The following is an 18,735-nucleotide window of genomic DNA, read 5'->3' as shown; positions in this document are numbered from 1 at the left end:
TATCAGCTCTCGTCTAGTTTCTAGTTCTAATGGGGCAGGCACCGGGCCTGCCGCAGGGTGTTGTCTCATGTTGCTCACCCTCAGCCGAGCAGCAGCAGGGCCAGGATCAGGGCCGCGCCCATCCCCATGGAGGCCGCATACCAGCGCAACTTGCCGGAGACGGTCCAGGCCAGCAGCTGGTGGCCTGTCTGGGCCAGCACCGCGGGCAGGTTCATCGCACGATCCAGGGGATCTTTGCCGAGCAGTCGGGTTGCCAGCAGGTAGGGCTTGACCCAGAGCAGGTCATAGAGCCAGTCAAAGCCCCAGGCGTTGAACCAGAGGGTGCTGAGCACACGGCCGGGGGCGCTCTGTGCGATGCGCTTGGCCAAGCGACGCTCGCCGAGGAACAGGAAGGCGGCGAGCGCGATACCTGCCACGGCGATGATGCCGGAGGCTATTTCCAGAGTGTGGCGGCCCTCTTCGACATGATCCCCGGGCCCTGCCGGCAGCACACCGGCCAGGGGGGGCGTTATCCAGGCACCGATGGCGGTGGAGAGCACCAGCAGCACCAGCAAGGGGAGCTGGTGGGCCAGGCCGTGACCGGCGTGGGCCTCGGTTTGCGCCTTGCCGTGGAAGGCGATGAAGATGAGGCGGAAGGTGTAGAGGGAGGTCAGGAAGGCCCCCGCCAGTCCCGCCCACAGCAGGACGCTCTGGCCACTGGCCTGCACCTGCCAGAGGATGGCGTCCTTGCTGTAGAAGCCGGCAGTCACCAGTGGCAGGGCGGCGAGCGCCGATCCCCCGACCAGGAAGCAGGCATAGACCAGCGGCAGGCTCTTGCGCAGGCCCCCCATCTTGAAGATGTTCTGCTCGTGATGGGTCGCCACGATGACGGCGCCGGCGGAGAGGAACAGCAGCGCCTTGAAGAAGGCGTGGGTCATCAGGTGGAAGATGGCACCTTCCCAGGCACCTACCCCCAGGGCCAGGAACATGTAGCCAATCTGGCTCATGGTGGAGTAGGCCAAAATGCGCTTGATATCGGTCTGCACCAGGGCGGCAAAGCCCGCCAGCACCAGGGTAATGGCACCGACCAGGGCCACCAGATGCAGGATCTCCGGCGCCAGCAGGAAGAGGCCGTGGGTACGGGCGATGAGGTAGACCCCTGCCGTCACCATGGTGGCCGCGTGGATCAGCGCCGAGACCGGGGTCGGGCCCGCCATGGCGTCAGCCAGCCAGGTCTGCAGCGGCAACTGGGCGGACTTGCCGACCGCGCCGCCGAGCAGCATCAGACAGGCGAACGACAGGGCAGGGGAGCCTTCGGCAAACATGGCCGGGGCACGCACCAGCAATTCGTGGATGTTGAGGGTGCCGAGCTCCCGATAGAGCACGAACAGACCGATGGCGAGGAAGACGTCGCCGACCCGGGTCACCACGAACGCCTTGAGGGCGGCCGCGCCATTGGCGGGGTTGCGGTAGTAGAAGCCGATCAGCAGGTAACTGCACAGCCCCACCCCTTCCCAGCCGAGATAGACGAACAGCAGATCGTCAGCCAGCACCAGGAACAGCATGCTGGCGATGAACAGGTTGGTGTAGGTGAAGAAGCGCGAATAGCCCTCTTCCCCGCGCATGTACCAGGAGGCGAACAGGTGGATGAAGAAACCCACCCCGGTCACCACCCCCAGCATGGTGAGCGACAGCCCATCCAGTGCCAAGCGGAAGGTGGGCTGGAATTCGCCCACCGACATCCATTGCCACAGGGTCTGGGTGTAGACGCCGCCAGCTGGCATGGTGCTCAGGAAATCGATGCCGACCCAGAGGGTAGTCAGGGCCGACAGACCGATACTGCCGACACCGATGAGGGCAGAGGTACGCTCACCGAAACGGCCGATGGAGAAGGCCAGCAGCAGCCATCCCAGCAGCGGGAACAGGAAAGTCAGGAATAGGAGGCTCATCCGCGCATCTCGCTCACAGTGTCCACGTTCAGGGTGTGGTAACGACGATAGAGCAGCAGTAACAGGGCGAGGCCGATGCTGGCCTCCGCTGCCGCCAGAGAAATCACCAGTATGTACATGATCTGGCCATCGGCCTGGGCCCAGCGGCTACCTGCCACCACGAACGCCAGCGCGGACGCATTCATCATGATTTCGATACTCATGAGGATAAACAGCAAGTTACGACGAATCAGCAGACCGCACAGGCCGATGGCAAACAAGATGGCCGCCAGCAACAGTCCATGTTCCATAGGGATACCACTCATTGCTGACCTCCTTCTTGGTTCGGTTGCGGGGCGGTTTTGGGGACGGAAAGCACCTCCCCGCGCTTGTCCTCACGGCCCAGGTGATAGGCGGTGACCAGACCCGCCAGCAGCAGGATGGAGGCGAGCTCCACCGCCAGCACATAGGGGCCGAACAGGGCGATGCCGACCTCCTTGGCGCTGACATCGGTATGGCCCAGCTCGCCGCCGGTCACCCCGAGGATGCCGTGGGCCAGAAAGCCGAGCAGGATGAGTGAGAGCAAGGCGGGGCCACCCCAGGTGGTGGGGGTGAGCCAGCGTTTCTCCTGATCCTGGGCTGTCCCCAGGTTCAGCATCATCACCACGAACACGAACAGCACCATGATGGCGCCGGCGTAGACGATCACCTGCAGGGCGCCCGCGAAAGAGGCCCCCAGGCAGAAGAAGATCATGGCCACGGCGATGAGTGAGATGATGAGGTTGAGCAGCGCGTGCATGGGATTGCTGGTGCTGATCACCCGCAACGTGCTGTAAATGGCGACCAGGGCCGCGGCATAGAATGCCAGTTCCATGAATGACTCCTCAGGGCAGCAGGCTCTTGACATCGATGGGTTTGGCTTCATTCTCGGCATCCCCTTTGGGCTTGCCGTCGATAGCCATCCCGCTCATGCGGTAGAAGTTGTAGTCCGGGTATTTGCCGGGGCCGCTGATCAGCAAGTCTTCCTTCTCGTACACCAGGTCCTGGCGGCGATATTCCCCCATCTCGAAATCCGGCGTGAGCTGGATGGCGGTGGTGGGGCAGGCTTCTTCGCACAGACCGCAGAAGATGCAGCGAGAGAAGTTGATGCGAAAGAACTCCGGATACCAGCGGCCGTCGTCCCGTTCGGACTTTTGCAGGGAGATGCAGCCGACCGGGCAGGCCACGGCGCACAGGTTGCACGCCACGCAGCGCTCGTCGCCGTCGGGATCCCGGGTCAGGACGATGCGGCCGCGAAAACGGGGGGCCGCATAGACGGCCTGCTCCGGGTAGTTCAGGGTCTCGCGGGGGCGCCAGGCATGGGAGAACACCATGCCCAGACTGCGTAACTGGGTACCCACACCCTTGATAATGCTCGTAATCTTCATAGGTGCCTCACTGCACATTTATCAGCACTGGCGTCTGCCCGGTTCGGGGTCACAGACGGCCCAACAGTCGTCATATCCATATCGCTCTGGTTACGCATTCATCAGCACCACGGCGCCAGTCACCAGCATATTGAGCAGGGTCAGCGGCAGGCAGACCTTCCAGCCGAATGACATCACCTGGTCGAAGCGTGGGCGGGGCAAAGAGGCCCGCAGCAGGATGAAAAACACCATGAAACAGGCGGTCTTCAGGGCGAACCAGACGAAGGGGGGCAGCCAGGGGCCGTGCCAGCCACCGAAGAACAGGGTCACGATGAGGGAGGAGACCAGCACGATGCCGATGTACTCTCCGACGAAGAACAGACCCCATTTCATGCCCGCGTACTCGATGTGATAACCGTCGGCAAGCTCCTGCTCGGCCTCCGGCTGATCGAACGGGTGGCGATGGGTGACGGCGACCCCGGCAAACAGGAAGGTGACAAAGCCCAGGATCTGGGGGATCACGTTCCACATGCCGGCCTGGGCCTCGACGATGTCACGCAGGTTGAAGCTGCCGGTCTGGATGACGATGCCCATCAGCGACAGACCGAGGAACACCTCGTAGGAGAGGGTCTGGGCCGAGGCGCGCAGGCTGCCGAGCAAGGAGTACTTGTTGTTGCTCGACCAGCCGGCGAACAGCACAGCATAGACCGCCAGCCCCGCGATGGCCAGGATGTAGAGCAGGCCCACGTTGAGATCCGCCACGCCCCAGGTGGGCGTGATGGGCACCACCGCAAACGCCAGGATGAAGGCGGTAAACGCGATTATGGGGGCCAGCACGAAGATCCGGCGATCCGCGAACGGCGGGATCCAGTCCTCCTTGAAGAACATCTTGACCATGTCGGCCGCCAGCTGCAGCAGGCCGAAGGGGCCCACCCGATTGGGACCGTATCTGTCCTGCCACAGCGCCAGCAGGCGGCGCTCGATGAAGCTCATGAAGGCGCCAGCCCCCACTATGCCTACCAGCACGATCAGGGCCTTGCCTATCTCGATCAGCAGATCCATCAGGGCGTCGCTCATGCGATGACCTCCTGCAGGTTATCGATGAGGGCGTGGTGCAGGGCGGTCGGTAGGCCGTTCACCCCAAGCGGCAGGCCGAGCAGCCCCTGAGCCAGGTTGTCGCTCAGTTGCAGACGCAGTCGCCAGTGATTGCCACCCCAGGAGAGGGCGATCTCGCTACCGGCCTGGAGCGCCAGACGGTCGGCGTCCGCCGGGTTCAGGACCAGGGTGGGCTCGCTCATCCGCGCCTGGATGACCGGGCTCTTGGCGGATAGCTCCTCGGCGCCGAACAGCTGATCGTAACTCACCACCTGCAGGGCCGCCTGGGCACTGAAGGAGGAGGGGATGCTATTGAACCAGCCGAGGCCGCCTTCACCAGGCTCCAGCAGACGGCGACCGGGATCCCCGGCGCGCAGGTTGCCACCCACCTCGTCCTGGAACTTGTTCCAGGCAGAGGGCGAGTTCCAGCCCGGCGCCCAGGCAAACGGTACCTGTTGCAGGGGTTGGCGGGCACCGGCGTAGCCTTCCATGGAGAAGTTGAACGGCGAATCGGGATCTTGGGCGACCCGAGGCTCGCTCACGTTCTGATTCGCCAGCATGGAGGTGCGACCGCTGTAGCGGTGCGGCTCGCGGGCGAGCTTCATGCCGCGGATGCGCAGACCGGCGTTGGGGGCAGCTTCACCCATGGTATTGAGCAGCGGGGCACTGGCGGCGCAGGCGCTGCTCACCTCGTCGAAGGTGTTCCAGCGCAGGGGCTTTCTGTCCAGCACCCCTTGCAGGGCGGCCAGCCAGCGCCAGCCCTCACGGACCTGGATGTCGGCGTCGTAGAAGGCGGGGGCATAGACCTGGAAGAAGCGCTGGGCGCGGCCTTCCATGTTGATGAGGGTGCCGTCCGCCTCGGCGAAGCTGGCGGCTGGTAAGACCAGATCGGCCTTGCTCGCGGTAGCGGTGTCCTGATGATCCACCACCAGCAGGTGTTGCAGGCGCTCAAGGGCTCCGTCCACCCGGCTGCGGGGGGCGCGGCGGTAGAGATCGTTTTCCAGCGCGATGAGGGAGAGGGAGGCCTCCCCTTCGATGCGCGCAAGGGCCGCCTCCAGCGGGGCTGCGTCCTGGGCCAGCATGGCCAGACCCAGGCTGTTGGTCTCTTGCGCCACCAGGGCTATCTCCACCGCCTGACCGCGACCCTTGAGGGCGCGAGCGATGTTGCTGGCCGCCTCGAGCAGAGCCTGGCTGCGGGCACTTGAGCCTGCAATGATAAGTGGCTTCTTGGCGTTGCCAAGCAGCTCGGCCCACTGGGCGGCCAGGGCTTGCTGTTCGGCGCCAAGACCCGAGGGAGTCGGGGCCGAGTCATCCAGTAGATGGGCGATGGCGAAACCGAGGCGTGCCTGATCGGCGTGGGGGGCGCGCAGGGTGCCGCTTGCCACGTCGTCGAGGCGGGTGCTGTCCAGGCTGGTGATGAGCAGCGGGTAGCGCTCGTTCTGACCCAGGGTCTGCACGGCGGCGACCTGCCACAAGTCCACCTTCATCTTGCGGGCGATGTCGCGGGCCTTGCCCTTGACCGCCTGGCGCAGGGCCAGGGCGATGCGGGCGGCAGTCTGGGTGACATCTTCGCCGAGCACCAGCACGGCGTCGGCCTCTTCCATGTCACGCAGGCTCGGGGTACGCACGCCGCTTTGCTGCAGGATCTGCAGCATCTTTTGCAGGCACTCCCATTCGCTTTGCTCGACGCCGCTGTAGAAGTTGGCGGCGCCCACCAGTTCGCGCAGGGCGAAGTTGCTCTCCAGCGACGCGCGGGGCGAGCCGATGCCGATGACGCTGGCGCTGGTGCGCAGGGCGTCGGCGGCGCGGTTGAGGGCGCCATCCACCGTGATGGCGAGCCTGTCACCACCGTCTCGCAGCAATGGCTGGCGGGGGCGCTCGGCCAGATTGACGTGTCCGTAGCCGAAGCGGCCACGATCGCACAGGAAGTAGTGGTTCAGGGCGCCGTGGTAGCGGTTCTCTATGCGGCGCAGCTCGCCATAGCGCTCACCCGGGCTGATGTTGCAGCCGACCGAGCATCCCTGGCAGATGCTGGGGGCGAACTGCATGTCCCACTTGCGGTTGTAGCGCTCGGAGTGGGTCTTGTCGGTGAAGACGCCGGTGGGGCAGACCTCCACCAGGTTGCCGGAGAACTCGCTCTCCAGGGTGCCATCCTCGACCCGGCCGAAGTAGACGTTGTCGTGGGCGCCGTAGACCCCGAGATCCTCGCCCCCCGCGTAGTCCTTGTAGTAACGGACGCAGCGATAGCAGGCGATGCAGCGGTTCATCTCGTGGCTGATGAAGGGGCCGAGATCCTGGTTCTGGTGGGTGCGCTTGGTGAAACGGTAGCGACGGCTGTTGTGGCCGGTCATCACCGTCATGTCCTGCAGGTGGCAGGCGCCCCCCTCTTCACACACCGGGCAGTCGTGGGGGTGGTTGGTCATCTGCCACTCCACCACGCACTTGCGAAACTCCTTTGCCTCCTCGTCCTCGATGGAGATGTAACTGCCATCGGTGGAGGGGGTCATGCAGGACATGACCAGGCGGCCGCGCTTGTCATCGGCATTCTGATACTGCTTGACCGCACACTGGCGGCAGGCGCCGACGCTGCCGAGCGCCGGGTGCCAGCAAAAATAGGGGACGTCCAACCCTAAGGACAGACAGGCTTGCAGCAGGTTGTCTGCCCCGTCTACCTCGTACTCTTTACCGTCTACATGAATGGTGGCCATACAGCTTCCCTGACTTCAATTAGATAAAACGTGCAGCGCAATGCGCGTCGCCGAGTCACGCGTGTTACCAGCGCTCGCTCAGCAGATTGGGTTGGATCCCCTTGAGCAGCTTGCGATTCTCCCCATGGCCTTTGACGCCGGCCTCGAATTCGGAGCGGAAATACTTCATCGCGCTGCCAAGGGGCTCGACGGCCCCCGGCGCATGGGCGCAGAAGGTCTTGCCGGGGCCGAGGAAGTTGCACAGCTGGGCCAGGGTCTCGAGATCGCCGGGCTGACCCTCGCCCCGCTCCAGCGCCCGCAACAGCTTGACGCTCCAGGGCAGGCCGTCGCGGCAGGGGGTGCACCAGCCGCAGGATTCGCGGGCGAAGAACTCCTCCATGTTGCGCAGCAGGGCGACCATGTTGATGCTGTCATCCACCGCCATGGCGAGGCCCGTACCCATGCGGGTGCCGACCTTGCCGATGCCGCCGGCATACATCTGGGCATCCAGGTGCTCGGGCAGCAAAAAGCCGGTACCGGCGCCACCGGGTTGCCAGGCCTTCAGGCGATAGCCGGGCTTCATGCCGCCGGCGTAGTGCTCAAACAGCTCGCGGGCCGTGATGCCAAAGGGCAGCTCCCACAGGCCAGGGTTGTTGACCTTGCCGGAGAAGCCCATCAGCTTGGTGCCGTGATCGTCGGAGCCTGGCAGCGCCAGCCCCTGATACCAGGCCACGCCGTTGCCGATGATGGCGGGCACGTTGCACAGGGTCTCGACGTTGTTGACGCAGGTCGGCTTGCCCCAGACGCCGGAGACGGCGGGGAAGGGGGGCTTGGCGCGCGGGTTGGCGCGACGCCCCTCCAGGGAGTTGATGAGGGCCGTCTCCTCGCCGCAGATGTAGCGACCGGCGCCGGTGTGCACGAACAGCTCGAAGTCAAACCCCGAGCCCAGAATGTTCTTGCCGAGCAGCCCCGCAGCCTTGGCCTCTTCCACCGCACGGCGCAGGTGAATGGCCGCATCCACGTATTCGCCGCGCAGGAAGATGTAGCCCCGGTAGGCCTTGAGGGCCCGGGCCGAGATGATCATCCCCTCGATCAGCAGGTGGGGGAGCTGTTCCATCAGCAGCCGATCCTTCCAGGTGTTCGGCTCCATCTCGTCGGCGTTGCAGAGCAGGTAACGGATGTTCATGCTCTCGTCTTTGGGCATCAGGCCCCACTTCACGCCGGTGGAGAAACCGGCGCCGCCGCGGCCCTTGAGGCCGGCATCCTTGACGGTGTTGACGATTTCGTCCGGGCTCATCTGGCCCAGCGCCTTGCGGGCGGCCTCATAACCCTGCTTGGACTGGTACTCCTCCAGCCAGACCGGCTGGCCGTCGTCGCGCAGACGCCAGGTGAGGGGATGGGTCTCGGGGGCACGGGCGATGCGGTTGGCGGTGCCCAGGGAGGCGAATGACTTCATGGGTAGGCCTCCAGGGTTTTCAGCAGGCCGATGGCATCGAGACCGCCGTAGGTGTCGTCGTCTATCATCAGCGCCGGCCCCTTGTCGCAGTTGCCGAGGCAGCAGACTGGCAGCAGGGTGAAGCGGCCGTCCGCCGAGGTCTGGCCCGGGGCCAGGTTCATCACCTCTTTCAGACCCGCCAACAACTGCTCGTGGCCATTGATGTAGCACACCATGCTGTCGCAGACGCGAATGATGTGACGACCCACTGGCTGGCGGAAGATCTGGCTATAGAAAGTGGCGACCCCCTCCACGTCGCTGGCGGGGATGCCGAGTTCGGTGGCGATGGCATAGATGGCCCCGTCCGGTACCCAGCCGCGGGCCTGCTGCACTATCTTGAGGGCTTCGATGCTGGCGGCACGAGGATCCTCGTAGTGGTGTTTCTCATGTTCGATAGCGTCGCGCTCGGCCTGACTCAGGACGAAATCGCCCTGCTGGCTCGGGAGAGATCCCTTGCTCTGGCATTGGCCTTGCCCCGCTGGGGATGAGTTGTGTTGGCACTGACATTGTTGGCTCATGACTTAAACCTTTTGTCGCTTATTCTTATTGTCCCGTTGCGCCCCAGGGGGCACGGCGGGGACTTAACGATCTACATCCGACATAACGAAATCGATGCTGCCCAGGTAGACGATGAGATCCGACACCATCTGGCCGCGGATCACCGAGGGGATTTGCTGCAGGTGGGCGAAGCTCGGGGTGCGGATCCGGGTCCGGTAGCTCATGGTGGAGCCGTCGCTGGTCAGGTAATAACTGTTGATCCCCTTGGTCGCCTCTATCATCTGGAAGGACTCGGCGGCCGGCATCACCGGGCCCCAAGAGACTTGCAGGAAGTGGGTGATCAGGGTCTCGATGTCCTGCAGGGTGCGCTCTTTGGGGGGCGGCGTGGTGAGGGGATGATCCGCCTTGAACGGTCCTTCCGGCATGTTCTTCATGCACTGCTCTATGATGCGCATGCTCTGGCGCATCTCCTCGATGCGCACCAGGGCTCTGTCATAGGCATCCCCGTTGGCACCCACCGGCACCTCGAACTCGAACTGATCGTAGCCCGAATAGGGGCGCCACTTGCGCACGTCAAAGTTGAGGCCGGTGGCGCGAAGACCGCCCCCCGTGGTGCCCCAGGCCAGTGCCTGTGCCGTGTTGTAGGCGGCGACGCCGATGGTGCGACCGCGCAAGATGCTGTTGCGCATGGCGGCCTTCTCATACTCCATCAGCCGCTTGGGCAGCCAGCTCAGCAGGTTGTCCTGGATGAGGCGAGCCCAGCCCTGGGGCAGATCGTGCGCCACGCCGCCGATGCGGAACCATGCCGGGTGCATGCGCGCCCCCGTGATGGCCTCGATGATGGTGTAGATCCGCTGGCGGTCGGTGAAGGTGAAGAAGACCGGGGTCATGGCCCCCACGTCCTGAATGTAGGTGCCGATGAACAAGAGGTGGCTCTGGATGCGGAACAGCTCCGCCATCATCACCCGGATCATGTCTACCCGCTGGGGCACCTTGATGCCGGCCAGCTTCTCGACCGCCAGCACATAGGGCAGGTTGTTCATCACGCCGCCCAGGTACTCGACCCGGTCGGTGTAGGGAATGTAGCTGTGCCAGGACTGTCGCTCCCCCATCTTCTCGGCACCGCGGTGGTGGTAGCCGATGTCGGGCACGCAGTCGCGGATCTCTTCCCCGTCGAGCTGCAGCACCAGGCGGAAGGCGCCGTGGGCGGAGGGGTGGTTCGGTCCCAGGTTCAAGAACATGTAATCTTCGTTCTCGTTGCCCCGGGCCATGCCCCACTCTTCGGGTTTGAACAGCAGGTTGTCCTGCTCCATGTCCTGCTTGGCGGCATCGAGCATGAAGGGATCGAACTCGGTGGCCCGGGCCGGGTAGTCCTTGCGCAAGGGGTGACCCTGCCAGCTCTTGGGCATCATGATGCGGGTGAGGTGGGGGTGACCATCGAAGGTGATCCCCATCAGATCCCAGACTTCCCGCTCATACCAGTTGGCATTCGGGAAGTGGCGGCTGATGGTCGGCAGGTTCAGATCGCTCTCTTTGAGCGGCACCTTCAGCATCACGTCGGCATTGCGATCGATGGAGATGAGGTGATAGAAGACGGTGAAGTCACTCTCCGGCAAACCGTGGCGCTGGCTGCGCATCCGCTCGTCGGTGGCGCTCAAGTCAAACAGCATCACGAAGGGAGAGGGGAGTGCGCGCAGGAAACCCATCACATCCAGCAGCAGCTCCCGAGAGAGCCAGATTACCGGCACGCCGGTGCGGGTAGACTGGACGGTGAAACGCTCGGCACCGAAGTGGGCGAACAGCTCGCCGACCACCTGGGCATCGGCGTGATCGGAAGGCTGCCACTGGGCCATGGTGTAGTTATTGGGGAATTCGCGAGTCAGTTTCATGATCAGATCTCATCCGGCGTGCGCAGGTTGGTGACGTTGATCCGTTCGCCGCGCTTGCGCTCCTTCTCGGCCTGCATCTGGGGACGGTAGATCCCCTGATCGCCCACCACCCAGGAGAGGGGGCGACGTTCTTTGCCGATGGAGTCCTGCAGCAGCATCAATGCCTGCAAAAATGCCTCTGGACGGGGCGGACATCCTGGAATATAGACGTCAACCGGCAGAAACTTGTCCACGCCCTGTACCACTGAGTAGATGTCGTACATGCCGCCCGAGTTGGCGCAGGCTCCCATGGAGATGACCCACTTGGGTTCGAGCAGCTGCTCATACAGACGCTGGATGACCGGCGCCATCTTGATGAAGGGGGTGCCGGCGATCACCATGAAGTCCGCCTGACGAGGGGAGGCGCGGATGACCTCGGCGCCGAATCGGGCCACGTCGTGGGGGGAGGTGAAGGCGGTACACATCTCCACGTAACAGCAGGAGATGCCGAAGTTGTAGGGCCAGAGGGAGTTCTTGCGACCCCAGTTGACGGTGTCTTGCAGCACCTCTTCGAGGCGCCCGATCATGATGCCGCGAGAGGCCTCCTGGGCCAGGGGATCCTCGACGGTCTGGCGCTGTTCCTGGGGGTAGCGCTCAACGGGCGCATCCGGGTCAATCCGGGTCAGGGTGTACTTCATGGTGCAACCTCAAAGGAGTAATCGGTAATTCAGTCTGGCTTCTTGTCAGTCATGACCGGTTTTTTCGGCGCCCAGTCGAGGGCCCCGATACGCCACAGGTAGATGAGACCGACCAGCAGCAGGGTGATAAAGATGGTGGCTTCGATGAAACCGACCCAGCCGGTCTCCCGCACGGAGACGGACCAGGCGAACAGATAGAGAGCTTCCACGTCGAAGATGACGAAGAACATGGCGACCAGATAGAACTTGGCGGAGAAGCGCAGACGGGCATTGCCGACGGAGTCGACACCGGATTCGAAGGGTTTGTTTTTGGCGCGGCCGTAGGCTCGGCCTCCCAACAGGGCTGCGAGACCAATCATGGTCAGGCAGATACAGATGGCACCAATGACATAGACAGCAAAGGCCCAATGCTGGACAGCAATATCAGCAAACATATAGGTTTTCCCTAACCGAATTAATCATGTGACTTAACAAGGATGTTACCTAGTATGCCACTTTCATACTGATTTACATGTCATTTCAGTGGATTAATTATTAATCAGCAGGGGGAAAATCACGTTTTGCTAGCGAGGTCAATTTTCTCATTTGAGAATCATTTTCAATCGCTTTTGCGCGGCGAAAAAAGTGGCAGCGGTGCTCGAAAAACAAACTAATCGGAAAAGTGAAAGACCCCGCCTGGCGGGGTCTTTTGATCAGCAGATAGAGGGGGAGGTGATCAGGGTTTGAGCAGGGGGAGGGACTGCTCGGCCGCATTGCCCTGGGAGAGCACTATCTCCACACGCCGGTTCGCTTGGCGATGGGCGGGCGTGTCGTTGGCGTAGCGTGGTTGCGTGTCGGCGGCCCCTTGCGCCATCACCCGCCGGGAGTCCAGCTTGGGGTTGGTGAGCAGGGTGTGCACTATGGTGGCCGCTCGCAAGACCGACAGTTCCCAGTTGTTGCGATAGAGCTCCACCGGTGCCTGGGAGTTGTCGGTATGACCGGTGACGACCACTTTGCCGGGAATGTCCGCCAGCACGTCCGAGACCTTGTTGACCAAAGGAATGAACTGGGGCTGCAGGAAGGCGGAATCCGCCGGGAACAGGGTCTGCTCACCGATGCGGATCACCAGCTGGCTGCCGAGCTGCTCCACCTCGATCTCTTTTGATTCGATCTGGCTCTTGAGCTGCTGATCCAGCTTCTGCTTGGTGACGACGGCCCAGTCCTGCTCCTTGGTCTTGTGGGGCCAGGCTTCGGTGGCGCTGGGTTTCTCCGAGGCCCCGATGGTCTCGTTGAAGGGATCCGAGGCGGCGGCCGGGGTCTGGGTATCCAGCACCTGTTCCTTCTGGGAGGTGCCGGGGGTGGTTTTGGACTCGGGCTCGAGGATGCCAGTACCCCCCTGCATGACAGGGGAGCCGGCAGGCATGGAGATGAGGCCAATCTTGCCAAGGGATTCGATAAAGCCCTGGATCAGCACCCGGGTCTCCGACTGCTTGGCCATGGCGAAGGAGTAGAGCACCACGAACAGGGCGAACAGCAGGGTCATGAAGTCGGCATAGGAGACCAGCCAGCGTTCATGGTTCTCCGGCGCCTCAGCCTTTTTCTTTTTGGCCACCGTGACCTCCGAGGTAGGGTTCAAGCGTGACTTGCAGCCGCTGCTGGGATTCACCGTCGACGATGCAGAGAATGCCGGTCAGGGTCATCTCCTTGTAGTGGCGGATCTGGTGGGCGAACCCTTTGTAGCGGTTGCCAAATGGCAGGAAGATGAGGTTGGCGGCGCCCACCCCGTAGATGGTGGCGACGAAGGCCACCGCGATGGCGCCCCCGAGCTTGTCCGGCTGATCCAGCAGGCCCATGGCGTGGATCAGGCCGAACACTGCACCGACGATACCCATGGTGGGGCAGTAGCCCCCCATGGCCTCATAGAATTTGGCGGTCTGTTCGAGATCTTCCTGCTCGAACTCGATTTCGTTCTCAAGCACCTCGTGGATCTTGGTCTTCTCGTAGCCATCGACCATCATCTGCACCCCTTTTTGCAGGAAGGGATCCTTGATGTCGTCGATCATGCCTTCCAGCGCCAGCATGCCGCTGCGCCGCGCATTGCCCGCCAGGGTCTCCAGCAGCTGGGCCTGTTCCAGCATGTCGATACGCAGCGGGGTGATCAGCCACTTGAAGCGTTTGAATGTCTTGCCGACCACGGAGAAGGGGAACTGGGTCAGGGCGGCGCCCACGGTTCCTCCGATCACGATGAGGAAGGCGGGCAGATCGAGGAGGGCGCTGGGATGGCCCCCTTCGATCAGGTTGCCACCCAAAATGGCTGCCAAGGCTAACAGCAAACCGATCAGACTCATGTGTCCATGTCCCTATGCGTTGAATGTGGCTAGTGTAGCCACTTAAGTATCAGTTTTTCAAAATGATATCCAATCGGTGAGCAATATCCGAGAGGTCGAGCTGTGTGCGCCATGACTCCTTTTTCGGCCGCGATGACGGGATCATGAGGGTACAAGAAGGGCTAATGAGCGCGATGTCTCATGCCAAGCAAGGGGAGGGGGGATGTGCTGCATGGGGGAGGCCAAAAGCCTGGGCACACGAGAGCAGGGGTTGGATATCAATGGCGCTGGAAAGCAAAAAGCCGACCTTGAGGTCGGCTTTTCAATTTGGCGGTGAGGGAGGGATTCGAACCCTCGATACGTTGCCGTATACACACTTTCCAGGCGTGCTCCTTCAGCCACTCGGACACCTCACCAAATTGTTTTAGTCATCTGCTTGTGGCTTGCTAAGCACGCGTTGCGTGCTTTCATGCCGATTTCATCGGCTGGCAGCCACTTGGGCACATCACCAAATTTTCGACTGCGGTTTAACGTGTCCAATCACCACGTCGTTCTTTGCGCCGTTGCGCTGGAACGGGGCGTAATGTAGGGGAAAGGCTGAGCTGGGTCAATCACTTTTCCCCTTATTTTTCATGATCTTTATCGAACGCCTATCCCTTGAGCAGAATGCCGTTTTTTTAAGCCCGATCAGGGCTTGTCCAGGATGATCAGGCTGTCGGGCAGCTCGTTCTGATCCCGGGTGGCCGGGAAGGCGTCGGTCAGGATGTCGCTGGTGCGTTCCACACATTCGAGGAAGCCCTGCTCGACCTCCTTGTTGCGCACCCGCACCACGAAGTCGTCGATGATCTCCTGCCACTGGGCGTTGTCAATGTGCTGGGCGATGCCATCATCCACCAGGATTTCCACATAATGTTCTGCCACCGAGACAAAAATCAGCACACCCAACCGGTCCCTGGTGCGGTGCAGACCCTGCTCGACAAATTGCAGGCGTGCCATCAGAGAGGCTCTGTGCTGGCGCACCTTCTTGGGAATGAGCCGCATCTTGATGGGGGTCCAGTGGAACAGCAGACTCAGCAAGAGCCAGACCGACCACTGCACCAGCAGGATCTCGTACCAGCCGAGCCAGAAGCCGAGCTGGAATACCAGCAGTGGGGTGAGCATGGCCAGCAACGCGGCCCAGAGGGTCGGAATGTAGCGATAGCCATCGCTGGCCGGGGCCAGCACGGTCACCAGCTCCGCATCCGTTGCCTGTTCGGCTTGTCGCACCTTGGCCTGCAGGGTGTGATAGAACTGTTTCGAAATCATCGTGTTGTCTCTTATTCCTCGATTACCAGCCACCGGAAGCACCGCCGCCACCGAAACTGCCACCCCCACCGCTAAATCCGCCGCCTCCGCCAAACCCGCCACCTGAACGCCCGGCTCCGAAGCCACCGGCCAGATAGGCGGCACGGCGACGACCACCTGAACCTCCGCCCCCGCCGCCGCGCAGGTTGTGCAGGATGATCATGGCGATCACCACCAGGATGAACAGCCAGGGGCCGCCGCCTTTCTCCTGCTTGGCGGTGTCGCGAGGCTGATACTCCCCGGCCAGCGCCTGCATGATGCCCTGGCTGCCAGCGACGATGCCGGCCACCATGTCACCCCGCTTGAAGGCGGGCAGGATCCGGGTCTGGATGATGTTGGCGGCGATGGCATCGGGCAGGGCACCTTCCAGGCCATAACCGACCTCGATGCGCACCTTGCGCTCGTCCTGGGCGATCAGCAGCAGGACGCCGTTGTCCTGCCCCTTCTGACCTATGCCCCAGTGACGCCCGAGTTGATAGCCGTACTCTTCGATGGTGTCGCCGCCCAGGCTGTCGATGGAGACCACCACCAGCTGGACGCCGCTGCGCTGCTCGAACGCCGCCAGCTGCTGGGTGAGCTGGTGGGCCTGCTTGCGGGACATCAGGTTTGCCTCGTCCACCACCCGGCCAGTCAAGGGAGGGAAGTCGGGGGCGGCGTGCAGGGCCGTCGTCCAGAGCAGCAAGACCCACAGCACTCCCTGCATGAGTCGTTGCATCCGAGGTGCTAAAGAGGCAAGGGGCGCAGGCCGGGGCCCGCTGGGTGTTCGGCTCATTGGAAGCTGACCTTGGGGGCCTCATCGGCACCGGGCTTGGCGCTAAAGCTCGGCTTGGCGGTGAGATCCGAGTAGAGCAGTTTCGACCAGATGACCCCGGGGAAGGTGCGGATCTCGGTATTGAACTGGCGCACCGCCTCTATGTAGTCGCGACGGGCCACGGCGATGCGATTCTCGGTCCCTTCGAGCTGGGCTTGCAGGGTGAGGAACTGCTGATCCGCCTTGAGATCCGGGTAGCGCTCCACCACCACCATCAGCCGGGAGAGGGCGCTGGAGAGTTGATCCTGGGCGGCTTCGAAGGTTTTCAGCTGGGAGGGGTCACTCACCTGCAGGCTGCCGACCCGGGCACGGGCATCGGTCACCGCCTTGAGGGTCTCCTGCTCGTGGCTGGCATAGCCCTTGACGGTCGCCACCAGGTTGGGAATGAGATCGGCACGGCGCTGGTATTGGTTCTCCACCTGCCCCCAGCTTGCCTTGACCTGTTCATCCAGGGTCGGAATGTTGTTCATGCCGCATCCGGTCAACCCCAGCAGCAGGGTCAACATCAACAGGCTCTGGGTGGTCTTGCGCCAGAGAGAAGTGGCCATATTGTTGTCTCCATTGGATGTATTTAATTCGGCGCTGACACCATACCAGCTTGTGGTCAGCCCTCACAACGACTGGGTAGGGTAGGGGCGCGATAGCTTGTCGATACCTTGGGGAGCTGGGGCTTGTCTTTGAGCCAGGAAGCCAGCTCGGCGCCGCAGCCATTGCCTGGGGGAATGGGGGCCTGAGGCTGGCAGTCCGGGCTGCCAGCCGGGCAGCGCAAGCGGACGTGGAAGTGGCTGAAGTGACCGACCCAGGGGCGCAGCTTATAGACCCAAGGCTCGTCTCCCGCCCGCTTGCACACCTCGGCCTTGAGGGCGGGGTTGATGAAGATGCGGGTCACCTCGGGTCGGTCGGCCGCGAGGCGCAGCAGGGTGAGCTGCTGGGGCCCGAAACGCCCGGGCAGCACCCGGTAGCTGGGTTCATCGATAAGGGCCCACTCCTTGGGAGCATCCAGCTCCCATTTGGCGATGGGCCTGTCGGCCATCCGAAACCAGATGTCGGCATCCAGACCGGTCTGGTGGCTGCGATGGCCCGAAGTGAAGGGGCCCCCCCTGGCCATGGCGAGATCGGCGATGTAGAGATCCGGCATGCCGACCATCTTGGTCCGGTTCGCCAGCCCCTGCAGGTAATGGATGAGATCCGGGTGGCCGTAGTAGCGCAGCCGCTTGCTGCGGATCACCTGATAGCCTGGCCCCTCGAGAGGCAGGGCCATCGACCCCTTCAGACAGCCGGCGGCGTAGCCGCCAATCGCCTCGCTCTGGAGGGAGAGGGGCGGGGTCAAGAAGGTGCTGGTGGCGAGCAGGATAGCGGTAGCGAGCATGGGATCTCCTGTCGTGGCGCCCGCTGTGCGGGCTTGAGTGTGGGCTCAGATAACCCCAATCATATCAACAGAGGCGAGCGCTCGTCATCCGCGTTGCCCTGCGGGTTGCAACGCACAGGCAGGCTCACGCACAATGCGCGGCAATCATGAAAAGAGGAGATCTAGATGAGAGTCAGTGAACTGGCGTCACGGCCGGGGCTGTGCTGGTTGATGCCACCGGCGCGGCGTTTCTACGGGATCATGGTCTGCCTGCTGTTGGCGAGCCTTAGCACCGTCGTGGCCGCCATCTGGCTGGGTTATCCCGAGATGGGGTTGCTGCCCTGGGTTGGCGTGGTGTTTGGCGGCATCGTGCTGCTGATGATGGTGCTGCCGCGCAACTGGCAACGCTGGCGACTGGCAGAGCTCGCCTGGGACGATGAACACCTCTATCTGCTCAACGGCGGGGATGACAAGGCGCTGGCCTTGCCCAGATCGGCGCTGGTGGGCATGACGCGGGATCGCAAGGTGGGTCATGACGGTCAGTGGCTCGACTTCAGCCTGGATCTGGCGCTCGGTGCGGAGACCCTGGCCGCGACCACGGCGCTGCTGAGGCTGACCAGGGAAGGGACCCACGAGGTGGAACCCGGTGTCTACCGTTTCGGCTTTAAACGGGCCTGGCATGGTCGACGCGCCCTCGGGGAGATCCTGGCCAGCCTGCAACCGGCCTGATCTGACTATTTTCTCGACAATGTGCCATAAAGCTCAGATACTGCCTCTGATTCGACATGATCTTTCTCGTGCCGGTAGCCCAAGAGATCAATGACTTGGGCTGTGGGATGAGGAGTGCCACGGCATGATGCCATGGCTGGTCCGGCAAGGGGGTTGTGCCTTACTTCTCTGCCGGTGGATGCATAGATAAGGCACCTAGAATCGAGAGTGGATGGCATGAAGATTTACGTAGGAAATCTGTCGTACCGGATGACGGCCGACGAACTGACAAGCGTGTTCAGCCAATTTGGACAGGTAGACAAGGTCGATATCATCATCGACCGGGATACCGGTCAGTCCAAGGGATTTGGCTTCATTGAAATGCCGGTCAACGGGGATGCCGAGAAGGCCATCGCCGGGTTGCACGGCACCGAGGTCGGCGGGCGCACCATCACCGTCAATCAGGCCAAGCCGAAGACAGATGCTCCTCGTGGTCGCCCCCAGCGCCACCGTTGAATCGTCTCGATAACGAAAAACGGCATGGATCGCTCCATGCCGTTTTTG

19 protein-coding genes and 1 tRNA gene are annotated in these 18,735 nt (G+C 62.6%); 2 read left to right on the top strand and 18 right to left on the bottom strand.

Annotated elements, in window-relative coordinates; all coding sequences use genetic code 11:
- Positions 1 to 80: 80 nt before the first annotated feature.
- The 18 genes from nuoL to mepA form a co-directional block, all read right to left on the bottom strand.
- Positions 81 to 1,928, bottom strand: a complete 1,848-nt coding sequence (gene nuoL, locus ABNP46_RS12120; RefSeq protein WP_349918063.1) for an NADH-quinone oxidoreductase subunit L — start codon at positions 1,926 to 1,928, stop codon at positions 81 to 83.
- On the bottom strand, positions 1,925 to 2,233 hold the full coding sequence (nuoK, locus tag ABNP46_RS12115) for an NADH-quinone oxidoreductase subunit NuoK (protein ID WP_010675036.1): 309 nt from the start codon (positions 2,231 to 2,233) through the stop codon (positions 1,925 to 1,927). The genes nuoL and nuoK overlap by 4 nt, the downstream gene beginning before the upstream one ends.
- Positions 2,230 to 2,781: an NADH-quinone oxidoreductase subunit J gene (gene nuoJ / locus ABNP46_RS12110; RefSeq protein ID WP_349918062.1), complete on the bottom strand. Its 552-nt coding sequence runs from the start codon at positions 2,779 to 2,781 to the stop codon at positions 2,230 to 2,232. Before nuoJ ends, nuoK begins: the two co-directional genes overlap by 4 nt.
- A gap of 10 nt (positions 2,782 to 2,791) precedes the next feature.
- Complete coding sequence (gene nuoI / locus ABNP46_RS12105) at positions 2,792 to 3,334, bottom strand: NADH-quinone oxidoreductase subunit NuoI (protein ID WP_349918060.1); 543 nt, start codon at positions 3,332 to 3,334, stop codon at positions 2,792 to 2,794.
- A 90-nt stretch (positions 3,335 to 3,424) separates the two neighbouring features.
- Positions 3,425 to 4,390, bottom strand: coding sequence for an NADH-quinone oxidoreductase subunit NuoH (gene nuoH, locus ABNP46_RS12100; protein WP_349918059.1), 966 nt, complete (start codon positions 4,388 to 4,390; stop codon positions 3,425 to 3,427).
- Positions 4,387 to 7,116, bottom strand: a complete 2,730-nt coding sequence (gene nuoG / locus ABNP46_RS12095; RefSeq protein ID WP_349918058.1) for an NADH-quinone oxidoreductase subunit NuoG — start codon at positions 7,114 to 7,116, stop codon at positions 4,387 to 4,389. The genes nuoH and nuoG overlap by 4 nt, the downstream gene beginning before the upstream one ends.
- Positions 7,117 to 7,180: 64 nt before the next feature.
- Positions 7,181 to 8,551, bottom strand: coding sequence for an NADH-quinone oxidoreductase subunit NuoF (nuoF, locus tag ABNP46_RS12090; protein ID WP_349918056.1), 1,371 nt, complete (start codon positions 8,549 to 8,551; stop codon positions 7,181 to 7,183).
- Positions 8,548 to 9,108 carry an NADH-quinone oxidoreductase subunit NuoE gene (nuoE, locus tag ABNP46_RS12085; RefSeq protein ID WP_349918054.1) on the bottom strand — a complete coding sequence of 187 codons (561 nt, stop codon included), beginning with the start codon at positions 9,106 to 9,108 and terminating at the stop codon, positions 8,548 to 8,550. The genes nuoF and nuoE overlap by 4 nt, the downstream gene beginning before the upstream one ends.
- Before the next feature lie 63 nt (positions 9,109 to 9,171).
- Positions 9,172 to 10,977: an NADH-quinone oxidoreductase subunit C/D gene (gene nuoC / locus ABNP46_RS12080; RefSeq protein WP_434476147.1), complete on the bottom strand. Its 1,806-nt coding sequence runs from the start codon at positions 10,975 to 10,977 to the stop codon at positions 9,172 to 9,174.
- Between the two features lie 2 nt (positions 10,978 to 10,979).
- The gene (locus ABNP46_RS12075; protein WP_042640748.1) at positions 10,980 to 11,654 is read right to left on the bottom strand and encodes a NuoB/complex I 20 kDa subunit family protein; all 675 of its coding nucleotides are present in this window, start codon (positions 11,652 to 11,654) and stop codon (positions 10,980 to 10,982) included.
- Positions 11,655 to 11,683: 29 nt separating this feature from the next.
- Positions 11,684 to 12,088 carry an NADH-quinone oxidoreductase subunit A gene (locus ABNP46_RS12070; RefSeq protein ID WP_349918052.1) on the bottom strand — a complete coding sequence of 135 codons (405 nt, stop codon included), beginning with the start codon at positions 12,086 to 12,088 and terminating at the stop codon, positions 11,684 to 11,686.
- 281 nt (positions 12,089 to 12,369) lie between these two features.
- Positions 12,370 to 13,245, bottom strand: a complete 876-nt coding sequence (locus ABNP46_RS12065; protein WP_349918050.1) for a flagellar motor protein MotB — start codon at positions 13,243 to 13,245, stop codon at positions 12,370 to 12,372.
- Positions 13,223 to 13,981: a flagellar motor protein gene (locus ABNP46_RS12060; protein WP_349918049.1), complete on the bottom strand. Its 759-nt coding sequence runs from the start codon at positions 13,979 to 13,981 to the stop codon at positions 13,223 to 13,225. Before ABNP46_RS12060 ends, ABNP46_RS12065 begins: the two co-directional genes overlap by 23 nt.
- 307 nt (positions 13,982 to 14,288) lie before the next feature.
- A tRNA-Ser gene (locus ABNP46_RS12055) sits at positions 14,289 to 14,376 on the bottom strand.
- 271 nt (positions 14,377 to 14,647) lie between these two features.
- Positions 14,648 to 15,265: a TPM domain-containing protein gene (locus ABNP46_RS12050; protein ID WP_349918048.1), complete on the bottom strand. Its 618-nt coding sequence runs from the start codon at positions 15,263 to 15,265 to the stop codon at positions 14,648 to 14,650.
- 22 nt (positions 15,266 to 15,287) lie between these two features.
- On the bottom strand, positions 15,288 to 16,019 hold the full coding sequence (locus tag ABNP46_RS12045) for a TPM domain-containing protein (RefSeq protein WP_349918046.1): 732 nt from the start codon (positions 16,017 to 16,019) through the stop codon (positions 15,288 to 15,290).
- 53 nt (positions 16,020 to 16,072) lie between these two features.
- The gene (locus tag ABNP46_RS12040) at positions 16,073 to 16,663 is read right to left on the bottom strand and encodes a LemA family protein (RefSeq protein WP_349918045.1); all 591 of its coding nucleotides are present in this window, start codon (positions 16,661 to 16,663) and stop codon (positions 16,073 to 16,075) included.
- A 56-nt stretch (positions 16,664 to 16,719) separates the two neighbouring features.
- A complete protein-coding gene (gene mepA, locus ABNP46_RS12035) occupies positions 16,720 to 17,484 on the bottom strand; it encodes a penicillin-insensitive murein endopeptidase (RefSeq protein ID WP_349918043.1) in 765 nt (254 codons plus the stop codon).
- 165 nt (positions 17,485 to 17,649) lie between these two features.
- Between mepA and ABNP46_RS12030 the strand changes: the two genes are divergently transcribed.
- Together ABNP46_RS12030 and ABNP46_RS12025 are read left to right on the top strand one after the other, a co-directional pair.
- Positions 17,650 to 18,192 carry a hypothetical protein gene (locus ABNP46_RS12030; RefSeq protein WP_349918042.1) on the top strand — a complete coding sequence of 181 codons (543 nt, stop codon included), beginning with the start codon at positions 17,650 to 17,652 and terminating at the stop codon, positions 18,190 to 18,192.
- 249 nt (positions 18,193 to 18,441) lie between these two features.
- On the top strand, positions 18,442 to 18,687 hold the full coding sequence (locus tag ABNP46_RS12025) for an RNA recognition motif domain-containing protein (RefSeq protein WP_349922477.1): 246 nt from the start codon (positions 18,442 to 18,444) through the stop codon (positions 18,685 to 18,687).
- The last annotated feature ends 48 nt before the right edge of the window (positions 18,688 to 18,735 follow it).

The organism is Aeromonas veronii (genome assembly GCF_040215105.1).
Lineage (GTDB): Bacteria > Pseudomonadota > Gammaproteobacteria > Enterobacterales > Aeromonadaceae > Aeromonas > Aeromonas veronii_G.
Note: the sequence above shows the minus strand (reverse complement) of the source record. Positions and strands in the feature narration are given on the sequence as shown.

Bases quoted from the DNA above. Each gene is read 5' to 3' on its own strand.
- ABNP46_RS12040 (WP_349918045.1), bottom strand. From the start codon at position 16,663: ATGGCCACTTCTCTCTGGCGCAAGACCACCCAGAGCCTGTTGATGTTG.
- nuoI (WP_349918060.1), bottom strand. From the start codon at position 3,334: ATGAAGATTACGAGCATTATCAAGGGTGTGGGTACCCAGTTACGCAGT.
- nuoH (WP_349918059.1), bottom strand. From the start codon at position 4,390: ATGAGCGACGCCCTGATGGATCTGCTGATCGAGATAGGCAAGGCCCTG.
- ABNP46_RS12075 (WP_042640748.1), bottom strand. From the start codon at position 11,654: ATGAAGTACACCCTGACCCGGATTGACCCGGATGCGCCCGTTGAGCGC.
- nuoL (WP_349918063.1), bottom strand. From the start codon at position 1,928: ATGAGCCTCCTATTCCTGACTTTCCTGTTCCCGCTGCTGGGATGGCTG.
- nuoF (WP_349918056.1), bottom strand. From the start codon at position 8,551: ATGAAGTCATTCGCCTCCCTGGGCACCGCCAACCGCATCGCCCGTGCC.
- ABNP46_RS12050 (WP_349918048.1), bottom strand. From the start codon at position 15,265: ATGATTTCGAAACAGTTCTATCACACCCTGCAGGCCAAGGTGCGACAA.
- ABNP46_RS12045 (WP_349918046.1), bottom strand. From the start codon at position 16,019: ATGCAACGACTCATGCAGGGAGTGCTGTGGGTCTTGCTGCTCTGGACG.
- ABNP46_RS12025 (WP_349922477.1), top strand. From the start codon at position 18,442: ATGACGGCCGACGAACTGACAAGCGTGTTCAGCCAATTTGGACAGGTA.
- ABNP46_RS12030 (WP_349918042.1), top strand. From the start codon at position 17,650: ATGAGAGTCAGTGAACTGGCGTCACGGCCGGGGCTGTGCTGGTTGATG.
- mepA (WP_349918043.1), bottom strand. From the start codon at position 17,484: ATGCTCGCTACCGCTATCCTGCTCGCCACCAGCACCTTCTTGACCCCG.
- nuoK (WP_010675036.1), bottom strand. From the start codon at position 2,233: ATGAGTGGTATCCCTATGGAACATGGACTGTTGCTGGCGGCCATCTTG.
- ABNP46_RS12070 (WP_349918052.1), bottom strand. From the start codon at position 12,088: ATGTTTGCTGATATTGCTGTCCAGCATTGGGCCTTTGCTGTCTATGTC.
- nuoG (WP_349918058.1), bottom strand. From the start codon at position 7,116: ATGGCCACCATTCATGTAGACGGTAAAGAGTACGAGGTAGACGGGGCA.
- ABNP46_RS12060 (WP_349918049.1), bottom strand. From the start codon at position 13,981: ATGAGTCTGATCGGTTTGCTGTTAGCCTTGGCAGCCATTTTGGGTGGC.
- nuoC (WP_434476147.1), bottom strand. From the start codon at position 10,977: ATGAAACTGACTCGCGAATTCCCCAATAACTACACCATGGCCCAGTGG.
- nuoJ (WP_349918062.1), bottom strand. From the start codon at position 2,781: ATGGAACTGGCATTCTATGCCGCGGCCCTGGTCGCCATTTACAGCACG.
- nuoE (WP_349918054.1), bottom strand. From the start codon at position 9,108: ATGAGCCAACAATGTCAGTGCCAACACAACTCATCCCCAGCGGGGCAA.